Source organism: Ottowia flava, assembly GCF_008017535.1.
GTDB classification, from domain to species: domain Bacteria; phylum Pseudomonadota; class Gammaproteobacteria; order Burkholderiales; family Burkholderiaceae_C; genus Ottowia; species Ottowia flava.
The window spans coordinates 343,497-357,723 of the sequence record NZ_VRUA01000003.1 but is presented as its reverse complement, the minus strand read 5'-3'; the positions used below and the strand labels follow the sequence as shown (position 1 = coordinate 357,723).

The following is a 14,227-nucleotide window of genomic DNA, read 5'->3' as shown; positions in this document are numbered from 1 at the left end:
CGAATCCCCGACCGTGACCCTGGCGAAAGAATCAGGACGACACAGGAGTCGCTGCAGCGGACTGGGCCAACGGCTGCGCGGTAAGGCGGTAGCCGGCGCCGCGCACCGTCTCGATCAGCACGCCAGCCGTACCGAGCGCTTCGCGCAGGCGCTTGACGTGCACGTCCACCGTGCGTTCCTCAATGAACACGTGGTCGCCCCACACCTTGTCGAGCAATTGACCTCGGCTGTGAACGCGCTCGGAGTTCTGCATGAAGTAGTGGAGCAGCTTGAACTCGGTCGGCCCCATCTTGAGCGGCTGCCCGTCGAACGTCACACGGTGGGTCGCCGCATCCAACACCAGCAAACCGATCGCCACGACACCACCAGCCATCTCCGGTGAGCGACGGCGCAGCACCGCACGGATCCGGGCGAGCATCTCCTTGGTCGAAAACGGCTTGATGATGTAGTCGTCAGCGCCTGCATCCAGCCCGGCCACGCGGTCGGACTCATCGCCGCGTGCCGTCAGCATCAGGATCGGCACCGACTTGGTGCGTGCATCCTTGCGCCACTTCTTGGCCAGGGCCAAACCGCTTTCCCCCGGCAGCATCCAATCAAGCAGGATGACGTCGGGCAGCTGATCGTCCAGTTCGCGCTGCGCCGTCTCGCTGTCCATGGCCCAGGTTGGCTGGAAACCATTGTGGCGCAGGTTGACGGCAATCAGTTCGGCGATCGGCGGTTCGTCTTCGACGATCAGTACCCTCGGCATGGTTCTCATCGGGCCAACAACTCCAGTTCTTCCATCGTGCCGTGGCGCACATCCGCGCCCATGACGATGTAGATGATGAATTCTGCGATGTTCGTGGCGTGGTCGCCGATGCGCTCGATCGCCTTCGCGAGAGTGAGCAGATCCAGGCTGGCCGAGATGGTGCGGGGATCTTCCATCATGTAGGTGATCAGCTTGCGCACGAAACCGTCGAACTCGCGGTCGAGCGCTGCATCGCCCTTGATGATCGCTACCGCATCCTCGGCGCTCAGCCGCGCAAACGCATCAAGCGCTCGGCGCAACTGGTTGGCGGCCAGATCGGCAGCAATGCGCAGCTCGCCGGAAGGCAGGACACGCGCCTTACCCGAATCAACGATGCGCTTGACCATGCGCGCAATCTTGGCGGCCTCGTCGCCCACCCGCTCGAGATTGGCGTTGGTCTTCGAAATCGCCAGCAGCAGGCGCAGGTCAATCGCGGTCGGCTGACGCCGCGCGATGATCGAAGACAGCTCCCGGTCGATCTCCAACTCCAGGGCGTTGACCCGCTGCTCGGTTTCCTCAACCTGGTCGGCTACTTCCTCGCTGAACTCCGACAAGGCATACATGGCCTGACGAATCTGCATCTCCACCATGCCGCCCAGCTCCAGGACGTGGGCGGACACCTGGTTGAGTTCGTTGTCGAACTGCGTTGAAAGGTGTTTGTCCTGCATGGACGCTGTCTCCTTAGCCGAATCGGCCGGTAATGTAGTCTTCAGTTTCTTTGCGCTTGGGCTTGAAGAACAGTTCCTCGGTCGCCCCGAACTCGATCAGCTCACCCAGGTACATGTAAGCCGTGTAGTCCGACACGCGCGCAGCCTGCTGCATGTTGTGGGTCACGATGGCGATGGTGTAGTCGCGCTTGAGCTCATGCACCAATTCCTCGACCTTGCCGGTGGAAATGGGGTCGAGCGCGGAGGTCGGTTCATCGAGCAGCAGGATGGAAGGCTTGACCGCCACGCTGCGTGCGATGCACAGGCGCTGCTGTTGACCGCCGGAGAGCGACAGGCCGCTCTGGCCCAGCTTGTCCTTGACCTCATTCCAGAGCGCCGCTTTGCTCAGCGCCCATTCGACGCGCTCGTCCATGTCGGCGCGGTTGAGGCTCTCGTAGAGGCGCACGCCAAACGCGATGTTCTCGTAGATCGTCATCGGAAACGGCGTCGGCTTCTGGAACACCATGCCGATGCTGGCACGCAGCAAGTTCACGTCTTCCTGCGGATGCAGGACGTTGCGGCCCTCGAACATGATCTCCCCCACGGCACGCTGTCCGGGATAGAGGCTGTACATGCGGTTGAGCGTGCGCAGCAGCGTGGACTTGCCGCAACCGGAAGGCCCGATGAAGGCAGTCGCCTTGCCTTCGGGAATCGTGAGGTTGATCTTCTTGAGGCCTTGGAAACCGTTGGCGTAGAAAAAATCCAGGTTGCGAACGGCCAGCGCCGCGCGTTCGCTCTCGATGCCTGCAACATTGCCGCGCGGCTGCACTTGGGGGACGGGGGTGGCGATTTCCATGTTTGACTCTTGTGGTTTTTCAACAGGGGCGTGGAACGCCATCAGTGGCCGGCCGCCTTGTCGCGGAAGAAGACACGGGCCACCACGTTGATCAGCAGCACCGTGAGTGTGATCAGCAATGCACCACCCCATGCCAGGCGAATCCAGTTGTCGTACGGACTCATGGCGAACTGGAAGATGACCACCGGCAGGTTGGCCATCGGCTGATCCATGTTGGTGCTGAAGAACTGATTGTTGAGCGCCGTGAACAGCAAGGGCGCCGTTTCACCGCTGACGCGGGCCACAGCCAGCAGCAAGCCAGTGATGACACCGCTCTTGGCGGCGCGCAGGGTGATCATCAGCGACACCTTCCAGCGCGGTGCGCCCAGCGCCGCAGCGGCTTCGCGCAGGCTACCTGGCACCAGACGCAACATGTTCTCGGTAGTGCGCACCACCACCGGAACGGCGATCAGCGACAGGGCCAGGCTGCCGGCGAAACCGGAGAAATGCCCCATCGGCGCCACCAGGATGGCGTAGACGAAAAGGCCCAGCACGATCGAAGGCGCCGACAGCATGATGTCTGTGACGAAGCGCGTGAACTCCGCCACCTTGCTGCCATCGCCGTACTCGGCCAGGTAGATGCCGGCCAGGATGCCAACGGGCGTAGACACCAATACCGTCAGCCCCAGCATCATCAGACTGCCCACGATGGCATTGCGCAGGCCGCCACCTTCCGAACCTGGTGCGGGCGTATCCTTGATGAACAGATTCAGATCGACGGCGCCGAGACCCTTGCTCAGCAGCACGAACAGGATCCAGAGCAGCACGATCAGACCGAGGACCATGGCGGTCATCGACAGCGTGAGGCCAACGGCGTTAGCGGCGCGGCGTTTCTTGTAGAGCGCGTTATCGGATTGCATGGTGTGCCAATCTTGGTAGCGGAACGAACGGGACGAACCCGATCACGTCCCCTTGGCGCGCTCGGCGCGGATGATCATCAGCTTTGCCAGCGCCAACACCACGAAGGTGATGACGAACAGCAGGAAGCCGAGGGCGAACAGCGCATTCAGGTGCAGGTCGGCAGCCTCACCGAACTCGTTAGCGAGCGTGGAGGCAATCGAAGTGCCCGGGGAAAACAGCGAGGTGGGCATCCGGTTGGCATTGCCGATCACGAACGTGACCGCCATGGTCTCGCCCAGCGCGCGCCCCAGACCCAGCATGACGCCACCGATCACACCCTTCTGGGTGTACGGCAGCACCACCTTGCGCACCACCTCCCAGGTGGTGCAACCCAGACCGTAGGCCGACTCGCGCAGGATCGACGGCACGATCTCGAACACGTCGCGCATCACGGCCGCGATGTACGGCAGGATCATGAACGCCAGCACGATGCCGGCCGCCAGAATGCCCATGCCGTTGATCGCGCCGCCAAACAGCGAGCCGACAATCGGCATCCCGCCCAGCACATGCTGCAGCGGTGTCTGCAGGTAGTCCGCAAAGATCGGCGCAAACACGAACAGGCCGAACATGCCGTAGATGATCGAAGGGACAGCAGCCAGCAGCTCGATCGCCGTTCCCAGCGGGCGGCGCAGCCAGACCGGGCAGTTCTCGGTCAGAAACAGCGCAATGCCGAAAGCCAGTGGCACGGCGATCAGCAGCGCGATACCGGCACTCAACACCGTGCCGACGATCGCGATGGCGGCGCCGAATTCTTCATTGACGACGTCCCACTCGACACGCCAGACGAACTGCAAGCCGAACTTCTCGAATATCGGCCAGGCGTTGATGAAAAGCGAAACGATGATGCCCACCAGTGCAACCAGCACCAGGAGCGAAAACAGTTGCGTACCTCGGTGAAACAGGGCGTCCTGCACGCGCTGGCGGCGCGCGACACCCACGCGACTGGCGGACAGTCGCGTCGTGGTTTCTAGAGGGGGCTGATGCGCGTTGTTGAGCGTTGACATTCCCGCACTCATGGGTTCCTCGGTCAGCTTGGATTATCGGTGCGTTGCGATTTCGAACGCGCGCCCGCGCACCACGAGGGTGCCGGGCGCGGCGGCTTCGAAGCGGGATTTACTTGTTCTTGATCTGCGACCAGACCTTGCTGCGAATGTCGTTGGTCAGGCTGTCCGGCAAACCGACGTAGTCCAGTTCGGAAGCCATGGTTTTGCCGTTCTTGAACGCCCAGTCAAAGAACTTCAGAACTTCGGCCGACTGTGCCTTGTCCGACGGCTCCTTGTACATCAGGATGAACGAAGCAGTGGAGATGGGCCACGAGCTGTCACCCTTGGCGTTCACCATCGACACGCCCATACCGGGGGCGCTGAACCAGTCCACGCCGCTCGCGGCTGCCGCGAACGAGGAATCGTCCGGGTTCACGAACTTGCCGGCCTGGTTCTGCACCTGCATGTGCGTCAGGTTGTTTTTCTTGGCGTAGGCGTACTCGACATAGCCGATCGACCCCTTGATACGGCCGACGTTGGCGGCGACGCCCTCGTTGCCCTTGCCACCGACGGACGTCGCGGCAGGCCACTTCACGGCGTTGCCCTTGCCCACTTTGTCGGCCCATTCCTTGCTGACGGCCGACAGGTAGTCGGTCCAGTTGAAGGTCGTGCCCGAGCCGTCGGCGCGGTGCACCACGGTGATGGCCTGGTCAGGCAGTTTCTTGCCCGGGTTCAGGGCGGCGAACTTGGGATCGTTCCACTTGCTGATGGTGCCCATGAACATGTCGGCCAGCACGGGGCCGGTCACGCGCAGCTCGCCCGGCTTGAAGCCTTCCAGGTTCAGCACCGGCACGCTGCCGCCGATGATGGCGGGAAACTGCACCATGCCGTCCTTGTCCAGGTCTTCGCCCTTCACGGGGGCGTCGCTTGCGCCGAACGCCACTGTCTTGGCTCGAATCTGGCGCACGCCACCGGACGAGCCGATCGACTGGTAGTTCAGGCCCACACCGGTAGCAGCCTTGTACGCCTCGGCCCACTTGGCATAGATGGGGTACGGAAAGCTGGCGCCTGCGCCCGTGATGTCGGCGGCAAAGGCGGTGGTGCTGACGACGGCGCCCAGGGCGGTCACGGCCAGCGCTTTCAGGAATGTGCGTTTCATGGCGGAAAAAACCTTTGGTTGGTTGGATTCGACAGAAAGGACTGTATGAAGTCAATGTGACAGTCTTGTGACGTCACAGACTTTTCTGACCAAAGACCGCTGCCACTCAGCAAAGCAACGCAAAAAGTTACATCGAGGTGCGCCACAATCGGCGCCCACGGCACGCAGCGGCCACTTATTCCTTTTTTGATTCATGCACACAGGCAGCCGACTTGCCACCGTGGACCTCGGGTCCAACAGTTTTCGCCTCGAAATCGCTCGCCTTGAGCTGGGCCAGATCCAGCGAATGGAGTACCACAAGGAGACCGTGCGCCAGGGCAATGGCTTGGACGCCGACCGTCGCCTTTCACAGGACGCGATGCAGCGCGGATGGAATTGCCTCGCACGCTTTGCTGAACGACTGGCCGGCTTCAAGGCACACCAGGTGCGCGCCGTCGCCACGCAAACCTTGCGCGAGGCGCGCAACCGCGAGGAATTTCTGAGCGTGGCGCAGCAGATCCTCGGGTTTCCGATCGACGTCATTTCCGGGCGCGAGGAAGCGCGCCTGATCTACCAGGGCGTTGTCCACCTGCTGCCCCAGTCGGACGAGCGCCGGCTGGTGGTGGACATCGGCGGTCGCTCCACCGAAATGATCATCGGCCACGGGTACACCGCCACCAACATGGAGTCCTACCGTGTCGGCAGTGTGGCCTGGTCGATGCGCCATTTTCCGGACGGAATGCTGACCGTCAGGCACTTCGACAACGCGGAAATCGCAGCCAAGGCGGTGTTGGACGAAGCGCTGGATACGCACCGCCGCACCCAATGGGACGCTGCTTATGGGTCGTCCGGCACCGTAGGCGCCGTGGCCAACACGCTGCTCCTGGCGGGCCAGGCGCCCGCCGCCGGGGTGATCACGCGGGAAGGCCTGGACTGGCTGCGCGACAAGCTGATCAAGACGCGCCGAGCGGACGCGATCCGGCTTGAAGGCATCAAGGAAGAACGCCGCCCGATCATTGGCGGTGGTCTGGCGGTGCTGCGCGCGATCTTCGATCTGCTCGACATCGAAACCATGCAGCACGCCCACGGCGCGCTGCGGCACGGTGCGCTGTTCGACATGCTCGACCGTGAGCACGATCAAACAGACGTGCGTGCGAGCTCGGTCGAACGGCTGGCCGCCAAGTTCAACGCCGACGCCCAGCAGGCCGAACGGGTCGGCCGCATCGCGCAGCATCTGCTGCACCAGTTGCTGCCTTCGCTCAAGCCGGCCAAGCGCCAGGCGCTCGAACGTGAACTGGGCTGGGCCGCGCGGCTGCACGAGATCGGTGCACGCATCGCCCACGCCGATTACCACAAGCACGGGGCCTACATTCTCGACAACGCCGACGTGCCAGGCTTCGCCATGCACGAGTTGCACAAGCTCAGCCAGCTGGTGTTGGGGCACCATGGCAAGCTGCGCAAGCTGGAAATGCAGTTCGATGACCGCCTTTTCATGGCGCAGCTGGCGGCGCTGCGGTTGGCGGTGCTGCTGTGCCACGCGCGTCAGGCGCCGGCCTACGAGGCGCTGCATGCCTCCACCGACGCCGAGCCGGTCCATGGCTTCTGTCTGACCATGCCGACTGGCTGGGCCAAGGCGTGGCCGCAGTCTGCGCACCTGCTGCGCGAGGAAGTCGTTGCCTGGCAACGCACGCCCTGGGGCCTGCGCGTGCTGGGGCTGGACGACTGACCGTCAGAGCGAATTTCTATTCGAGTCTGCGCGGAGTCCTACAACCATCTGCGCGGAATGCTTCTTTTTATATAGCATCAATCCAGGTACAAGGCGGCGAGACGTCGGCGCTCGGCGTCGCCCACATGCAGTTCGCGCGCGAGATAGGCTGGCATGCCGCCGTAGTCCTGCTCCACCGCATCCAGCGCAGCGTCAAGGAAGTCTTCCTGCACGCGCCATAGCACGTACAGCACCTCGCGGGGTGCGCGACTTTCATCCAATTCGGGCATGCGGTAATGCTCGTTGGTCAGCAGGTAGTCCTGCATCACCACATCGCGCGGCACGCCCAGCGCCATGAGGATGAGCGCCGCGGCAAAGCCGGTACGGTCTTTGCCTGCGGTGCAATGGAAGACCAGCGGCGCGTCGCTTTCCAGCAGGTGCTCAAAGAGGGTGGCGAACCGCGCGGCGTTGTCGTGCACGAAGGCGCGGTAGGTCTGCTGCATCAGCTCGACCGTCTGCTGCGGGCTCACCACCTGGCCTGCCTCGACCAGTTCCTTCATGCGCTGCACCACCGTCGGTTCGATAGGCAGCGAATACTGCGATACGCCGTTCAGGTCGTACGGCACGGCCGCACGCTCGGTGGTGCCGCGGAAATCGAAAGCGCGGCCGACGCCCAGGCCGCCCAGCGTTCTGGCGTCGTCGGCGGTCAGCGCGCCCAGGTGATCGGATCGGAACAGCTTGCGCCAGCGCACGCTGCGGCCGTCGGCGCCCAGATAGCCGCCGAGGTCGCGAAAATTGCTGGCGCCGGTCAATGGCAGGGCGCGGTCGGGGTGGCGGGGCATGGGCAGATCTCCAGACTTCGGTACTCGGCAAAACCATGAATTGTCGGCCATCAGGTGACAAGCGTGTGGCGCCCCCTGGCGTTGCGCGCTCGTCCTACAGCGGGTGACGTCGCTGCTTCGCACAATTGGCCGATGCGCGTCCAGGGCGCCAGCCGCTTCACGGCGGCATCGCGCCACCGCATTCCATGTCGCCCACTTCATCTCACGTGCCCGAACCAATCCGTTCTCTGGCCACGCTGGCCGCCCCCCGCACCGACGCTAAAGACCCGGGCGTGCTCACGGCGGAATCGGCTTCGGGCGCTGCGCCCGTGCGGCCACCGCTGATGTACGGGTTGGTCAGCGCCGCCGTGGTGGTCGCCGCGCTGTATTTCGGACGCGACATGCTGATGCCGCTGGCGCTGGCGGCGCTGCTCGGCTTCGTGTTGGATCCCATGGTGTCGTGGCTCAAGCGAAGGGGCCTTCCGCGTACCGTGGCGGTGGCGCTCGTGGTGACCGCGGCGGTCGCACTGCTGGCAGGCGCAGGCTGGTTCATCTACGGCCAGATGCGACAGCTGGCCAACAACCTGCCAGCCTACGAGAACAACATCAACCAGAAGGTCCGCACCATCGGCAAGGCTCTGCGCCAGCCAGGCATGCTGGACCGCTACTCGCGTATCGCCGACCGCTTCGAGCGGGAGATCGAAACCCCGGCACCCAAGCCGGCCGCTCGCGCGACGGCGCCGACCCAAGTCGAGATCGTCGGCCAGTCCGAGTCGACCAGCAAGCGCATGCTCGCACTGCTCGACAAGGTCGCCACGCCACTGACCATGGCGGGCATTGTGTTCGTGTTCGTGGTGCTGATCCTGCTGGACAAGGGCGACCTGCGCGACCGTGCGGTGCGCCTGCTGGGCGCCGATCTGCACCGAACCACCGATGCGCTGGGCGACGCCGCCCGGCGCGTCAGCAAATACCTGTCGATGCAGCTGATGGTCAACGCCACGTACGGCATCCCGCTGGCGATCGGCCTGCTGTTCATCGGCATTCCGGGTGCACTGGTCTGGGGACTGCTGGCGGCGGTGCTGCGCTTTGTCCCCTATGTGGGGCCAATGATCGCATCGATCTTTCCGCTGGCACTGGCCTTCGCAGTCGACCCGGGTTGGAGCGTGGTGCTGTGGACGCTGGCGCTGATCATCACGCTGGAGGTCATCAGCAACAACATCGTCGAGCCCTGGTTGTACGGCACCAGCACCGGCATGTCCACGCTGTCACTGATCATGGCCGCGATGTTCTGGACGGCGCTGTGGGGACCGATCGGCTTGATCCTGTCCACTCCGATCACCGTCGTGCTGCTGGTGCTGGGCCACCACCTGCCACAGCTTCAGTTTCTGGAGGTTCTGCTCGGCAGCGAACGGGCGCTGGACGAACCGACCCGCCTGCACCAGCGTCTGCTGGCGGGAGACATCGAAGAAGCCTCCGACCTCGCCATCGAACTGGCGGACGAAAGCTCGCCGCTGGCGTTCTACTACGGGGTCCGCCTGGGCACTTTGCGTCTGGCCTCCAGCGCCCACGGCACCGTAGCCACGGCCGAACACCGCATGCGCGTGCTGTCGGGCATGGAAAGCGTGATCGAGGAGTTGCGCGAGCAGTATCCCCCGCCACCCGATTTACCGACGCGCGTGGCCTGCTTCGGCGGCCGCTGGGCGGTAGACGTGCTGGCCGCTGACATGACGGCGCATGTGTTGGCGTTGTCGGGTGTGGGCGCCAAGGTGGTGCGCGTGGGCACCATGTCGACCGAATACTTTTCCGAGTTGGACCTGAGTGGCGTCGAGGTCGTGTGCCTGAGCTACTTCTCGCCCGATCCCACCACGCTGGCCAAGTTCTTTGTGCGCCGTCTCAAGCGCCGCTGGCCGGACGTCTCCGTCATCCTGGCTGCGTGGCACACGAACCCGGACGGTCCGACTGCCTACCCGATCGAAGAGATCGGCGCCGATGTGCTGGTGACTTCGCTTGATGAGTTGGTGGCGCAGGCACGCAGCCGCCTGTCGACGACCGACGCCCAGCCCTTTGCCGCGGCTCACTTGCCTGAAGAGGAAAACGAGCGCCTCGCCTCGCTCCAAGCCAGCGGGCTGCTCGCGCCGGCGCTGCGCGGACAATTCGACAAGGTCGCCAAGCGCGTGGCCGATGCGTTTGACTGCCCGATGGCCGAGGTGCTCTTGGTCGAGCGCGACGCCGAATTGCTGCACGGCAGCGCCACCACCGTCGGTGGCGATGACGATGAGCCACCCGAGCACGCTGCCGAACGTGCGCTTTCGATGGCAGCGCACGTGGTAGCCTCGGGCCAGCCGCTGATCGTGCCGGATGTGCTGCGTGACGCGCGTTACGCCACGCACCCGGGCCTAAATGAGCGCGGCATCCGCTTCTTTGCCGCCGCGCCCTTGCTCGACGACGCAGGACGCGCCCTGGGCGCCCTGTGCGTCATGGACACCGAGGCGCGCAATCTGAATCACCGCGACATCATGCTGCTGGAGAATCTGGCCGCCGACGTTGTCGCCACCGCCCAGATGGCGCGAGAAGACTGGTCGCAGCAGGCCACCCCCGGGCACCCGTCGGCGCCGACGCGCACCGGCCCTGCCGAACCGGCGCCCGCATAACCGTCAAGCTCGGCAGGAGCCGCCACTCACGCTTCGACGTCCTCGGTATCCACCTCACGCCGCGCCTGCTCCGCATAGCGGTGGCCACTGACGGTGGCGGTATTCACCAGTTCGCCGGCGCGGCGCAGCACTTCGTCGGACAGGCGCAGCGCCGCCGCACCCAGGTCGTCCTGCAGGTGCGCCACCGAACGTGTGCCCGGGATCGCCACGACGTCCTGCCCCTGCTGCAGCACCCAGGCCAGGGCCAATTGCGCAGGGGTGCAGCCCGCTTCCGCCGCCAGCGCGGTGTAGCGCTGCAGCAGCGGCAGATTGCGCGCGAAATGCTCGGCCGAAAAGCGCGGTATGGGGCGGCGGATGTCCTTTTCCGGCAGCGCCTCGACTGCCGCCCAATCCGGCAGCGCACCGGCCAGGTAGCCGCGCCCCAAGGGGCTGAAGGCGACAAAGCTCACGCCCAGTTCGCGGCAGGCCTGCAGCACCGCCAGCTCGGGGTTGCGCGTCCACAGCGAATACTCGGTTTGCAGTGCGGTGATCGGGTGTTCGGCGTGCGCGCGGCGCAGGGTGTCAGCCGACACTTCCGACAGCCCAATGGTGCGAATCTTGCCCGCGCGCACCAAATCGGCCAGCGCGCCCACGCTCTCTTCGATGGGCACCTTCTTATCCCAGCGGTGCAGGTAATAGAGATCGATCACCTCGGTCTTCAAGCGCCGCAGCGAGCCTTCGCAAGTCGCGCGGATGTTCTTGGGAGTGCCGTCGATCACGCGGCCCGCCGCCACCGTGCCATCGCCCGCTTCGCGTGTCAGCCCGCACTTGCTGGCGAGCATGAAGCGTTGGCGGTGCGGGCTCAGCACGCGCCCGACCAGCGTTTCGTTGGCGCCAAACCCGTACAGCGCGGCCGTGTCGAAGTGGGTGACGCCTGCGTCCAGCGCCGCAAGCAGCAGGCGCTCGGCATCTTCAGCGCTGGGCGTGGTGCCGTAGGCGTGGCTAAGGTTCATGCAGCCCAGCGAAATGGGGCTGACCGCGAAGGGGCCGATGTGTCGTAGTTGCATGCTTTGAGCTTACGGCAAAGCCTTCGGACCCGACGCTTGGCGAGTCGAAAGCCCGACACGCGCGCTGGACGACATGTACCGCGCACGTCACATGCGTCACATCTTGGCGCAGTTGCGGAACAGCTGCACCCATGCCCTTCCGAGCTCAGCGCTCTGGCAGCCTTTCATCAGGCGACGCGCCGAAGAAGAACTCGGCCCCGTGGACGCCTGCGCGCGTGGCCGACTCGATGATCTGCCGCCAGGTCTTGCCCTCGCTGCGCAGGTCGTCTGCGCTCGGGCCGACGTCGTTGCCGTAACGCGCCCGCGTGTTGGCGACGATGCGCACCAGCACGTGCGGCGGCGTGGCTTCGCGGTAGCGCAGCTTCAACGTGTCCCGCGCGGCGACTGCCCAGCGCGCCACGTCTTCTTTCGGCACGCCCGCAGCCAACTGCCGGGCCGCGTCGCGCGCCAAGGCGGCGACGGCGGCCTCGTACTGTTGGCGAAGGTCGGATTCGTTCATGCAGAGGTTCACTGGGGCGGCCAGCAGCAGGTCGGGCAACGCCGTCCGGCAGTGTTCAAGCTTATGCTGCCATACACCCTGCAGCAAGGCATCGTCATGCAAACCATCCTCGGCGCCAACGGCCAGATCGCCATCGAGCTGGCGCGCGCGCTGCACCGCCACCACACGCAAGACCTGCGCCTGATCAGCCGCACGCCGCGCAAGGTCAACGCCAGTGACGCCGCCTTCGCTGCCAACCTGATGGACGCCGGGCAGACCCTGGCCGCCGTGCAAGGCAGCGACACCGTGTATTTCACCGCCGGGCTGCCGCCCAACACGCAGCTGTGGGAAACGCAGTTTCCCGTGATGCTGCGCAACGCCCTGGCCGCGGCGCGCGCGGTGGGCGCGCGCTTTGCCTACTTCGACAACACCTACATGTACCCGCAGGACGCGCGCCTGCAGACGGAAAACACGCCCTTCGCCCCGGTCGGCGCCAAGGGCCGCGTGCGCACCGCGACGGCCACGATGGTGCTGGAAGAAATGGCGCGCGGTGAGATCCCGGTGTTGATCGGGCGTGCGCCGGAGTTCTACGGCCCCGGCAAGACGCAAAGCTTCACCAACGCGCTCGTCATCGACCGCATGAAGGCCGGCAAGCGCGCGTGGGTGCCGGCGCGCGCCAACACGCGCCGAACGCTGATCTGGACGCCCGACGCCAGCCGCGCACTGGCGATGCTGGGCAACACGGCCGATGCCTACGGTCAGACCTGGCACCTGCCCTGCGACGACGACCGCCCCACATACGCCAGCTTCGTTGCCCTCGCCGCCAAGGCGTTGGGCTGCGGCGATGCGTACACCGTCGTGCCGCAATGGGTCTTCGCGGCGGCCGGTCTGCTGTCCGGCCCCGCACGAGAGATCCGCGAGCTGCTGCCACGCTACCGGCAGGACAACCTGTTCGATTCCACCCAATTCAAGCGACGCTTTCCATCCTTCGCGGTGACGACATACGCGCAGGGTCTTGATCACATCGCTCATGCGCGGCATGAGCCGCCAAGCTGAACGCGCTGATGCGCTACCGTTTAAATAGCTGGTCGCGCAGACCCCTTCTCGGCTAAAGGCCGATTCTTTCAAATATCACGCGAAAGCCAGCGCAGCAGGGTCGCGACAGCGTTGCGGCCCCACTCGGCTGGCTTGGCAGCCTCAGGCTGCCGCTCAGGCCGCGTTCAGCTGCTTCTCCAGCTTGTCCAGCACCTGGTAGCAAGGCAGCACCTGCGCCACGCTGGCGTTGGGCTCGCGGCCTTCGCGGATGGCGGCGAAGAACTCGCGGTCTTGCAGCTCGATGCCGTTCATCGACACATCCACCTTGCTCACGTCGATCTGCTCGTCCTTGCCGGTGAACAGGTCGTCGTAGCGCGCCAGGTAGGTGCCGGTGTCGCCGATGTAGCGGAAGAAGGTGCCGAGCGGCCCATCGTTGTTGAACGACAGGCTGAGCGTGCAGATGGCGCCGCTGGCCGCCTTCAGCTGAATGCTCATGTCCATCGCAATGCCCAGGTCCTTGTGGATCGGGCCCTGGATGGCGTTGGCCTGCACGATGGGGCTGCCCGCCTGGTAGGCGAACAGGTCAACCGTGTGCGCGGCGTGGTGCCACAGCAGGTGGTCGGTCCAGCTGCGCGCCTGGCCCAGCGCGTTCATGTTGGTGCGGCGGAAGAAGTAGGTCTGCACATCCATCTGCTGGATGTTGAACTCGCCCGCGGCGATTTTCTGGTGCACCCACTGGTGGCTGGGGTTGAAGCGGCGCGTGTGGCCGCACATGGCGACCAGGCCGGTCTGCTTGGCCAGGTCGACCACGGCTTGCGCATCCTTCAGCGAATCGGCCAGGGGGATCTCTACCTGCACGTGCTTGCCGGCCTTCAGCGCCTGAAGGCTTTGCTCGGCGTGCATCTGCGTGGGCGTGCACAGGATGACCGCGTCGACTTCGGGCAGCGCCAGACTCTCGGCCAAGTCGGTCGTGACGTGCGGTATGCCGTACTTGGTGGCGACTTCCCGCGTCTTGTCCAATTCTCGACCGACCACCGACACGACTTCCACGCCGTCGATGTTCTGGATGCCGTCCAGGTGCTTGATGCCGAAGGCGCCGGCGCCCGCCAGCGCGACCTTGATCGGTTTGCTCATGTGATGT

13 protein-coding genes are annotated in these 14,227 nt (G+C 64.9%); 3 read left to right on the top strand and 10 right to left on the bottom strand.

Annotated features, from left to right (window positions below):
* Positions 1 to 31: 31 nt before the first annotated feature.
* From phoB to pstS, 6 genes are all read right to left on the bottom strand, one after another.
* Positions 32 to 757 (bottom strand): phosphate regulon transcriptional regulator PhoB, encoded by a 726-nt coding sequence (phoB, locus tag FVQ98_RS05885; RefSeq protein WP_147912489.1) that lies wholly within the window; start codon positions 755 to 757, stop codon positions 32 to 34.
* Positions 754 to 1,455, bottom strand: a complete 702-nt coding sequence (gene phoU / locus FVQ98_RS05880; RefSeq protein WP_147912488.1) for a phosphate signaling complex protein PhoU — start codon at positions 1,453 to 1,455, stop codon at positions 754 to 756. Before phoU ends, phoB begins: the two co-directional genes overlap by 4 nt.
* A gap of 13 nt (positions 1,456 to 1,468) precedes the next feature.
* Entirely contained in the window at positions 1,469 to 2,332 is an 864-nt protein-coding gene (gene pstB, locus FVQ98_RS05875; RefSeq protein ID WP_370512923.1) for a phosphate ABC transporter ATP-binding protein PstB, read from the bottom strand.
* Positions 2,332 to 3,189, bottom strand: coding sequence for a phosphate ABC transporter permease PstA (gene pstA, locus FVQ98_RS05870; RefSeq protein ID WP_147912487.1), 858 nt, complete (start codon positions 3,187 to 3,189; stop codon positions 2,332 to 2,334). The genes pstB and pstA overlap by 1 nt, the downstream gene beginning before the upstream one ends.
* Positions 3,190 to 3,231: 42 nt before the next feature.
* The gene (pstC, locus tag FVQ98_RS05865; RefSeq protein WP_255507640.1) at positions 3,232 to 4,233 is read right to left on the bottom strand and encodes a phosphate ABC transporter permease subunit PstC; all 1,002 of its coding nucleotides are present in this window, start codon (positions 4,231 to 4,233) and stop codon (positions 3,232 to 3,234) included.
* Positions 4,234 to 4,342: 109 nt separating this feature from the next.
* Complete coding sequence (pstS, locus tag FVQ98_RS05860; protein WP_147912485.1) at positions 4,343 to 5,371, bottom strand: phosphate ABC transporter substrate-binding protein PstS; 1,029 nt, start codon at positions 5,369 to 5,371, stop codon at positions 4,343 to 4,345.
* A gap of 193 nt (positions 5,372 to 5,564) precedes the next feature.
* Here pstS and FVQ98_RS05855 point away from each other — a divergent pair, with 193 nt between their 5' ends.
* On the top strand, positions 5,565 to 7,076 hold the full coding sequence (locus FVQ98_RS05855) for a Ppx/GppA phosphatase family protein (RefSeq protein WP_147912484.1): 1,512 nt from the start codon (positions 5,565 to 5,567) through the stop codon (positions 7,074 to 7,076).
* Between the two features lie 77 nt (positions 7,077 to 7,153).
* On the opposite strand, the gene FVQ98_RS05850 is transcribed toward FVQ98_RS05855, so the two are convergent.
* Positions 7,154 to 7,897: a tyrosine-protein phosphatase gene (locus FVQ98_RS05850; protein ID WP_147912483.1), complete on the bottom strand. Its 744-nt coding sequence runs from the start codon at positions 7,895 to 7,897 to the stop codon at positions 7,154 to 7,156.
* A gap of 185 nt (positions 7,898 to 8,082) precedes the next feature.
* Here FVQ98_RS05850 and FVQ98_RS05845 point away from each other — a divergent pair, with 185 nt between their 5' ends.
* Positions 8,083 to 10,527: an AI-2E family transporter gene (locus tag FVQ98_RS05845; protein WP_147912482.1), complete on the top strand. Its 2,445-nt coding sequence runs from the start codon at positions 8,083 to 8,085 to the stop codon at positions 10,525 to 10,527.
* A 26-nt stretch (positions 10,528 to 10,553) separates the two neighbouring features.
* Here FVQ98_RS05845 and FVQ98_RS05840 read toward each other — a convergent pair whose 3' ends face one another.
* Together FVQ98_RS05840 and FVQ98_RS05835 are read right to left on the bottom strand one after the other, a co-directional pair.
* Entirely contained in the window at positions 10,554 to 11,573 is a 1,020-nt protein-coding gene (locus tag FVQ98_RS05840) for an aldo/keto reductase (RefSeq protein ID WP_147912481.1), read from the bottom strand.
* A 145-nt stretch (positions 11,574 to 11,718) separates the two neighbouring features.
* Positions 11,719 to 12,072 carry a hemagglutinin gene (locus tag FVQ98_RS05835; protein WP_147912480.1) on the bottom strand — a complete coding sequence of 118 codons (354 nt, stop codon included), beginning with the start codon at positions 12,070 to 12,072 and terminating at the stop codon, positions 11,719 to 11,721.
* Positions 12,073 to 12,168: 96 nt separating this feature from the next.
* Between FVQ98_RS05835 and FVQ98_RS05830 the strand changes: the two genes are divergently transcribed.
* Positions 12,169 to 13,107, top strand: coding sequence for an NAD-dependent epimerase/dehydratase family protein (locus FVQ98_RS05830; protein ID WP_147912541.1), 939 nt, complete (start codon positions 12,169 to 12,171; stop codon positions 13,105 to 13,107).
* A 153-nt stretch (positions 13,108 to 13,260) separates the two neighbouring features.
* Here FVQ98_RS05830 and FVQ98_RS05825 read toward each other — a convergent pair whose 3' ends face one another.
* A complete protein-coding gene (locus FVQ98_RS05825) occupies positions 13,261 to 14,220 on the bottom strand; it encodes a Gfo/Idh/MocA family oxidoreductase (RefSeq protein ID WP_147912479.1) in 960 nt (319 codons plus the stop codon).
* Between the last annotated feature and the right edge of the window lie 7 nt (positions 14,221 to 14,227).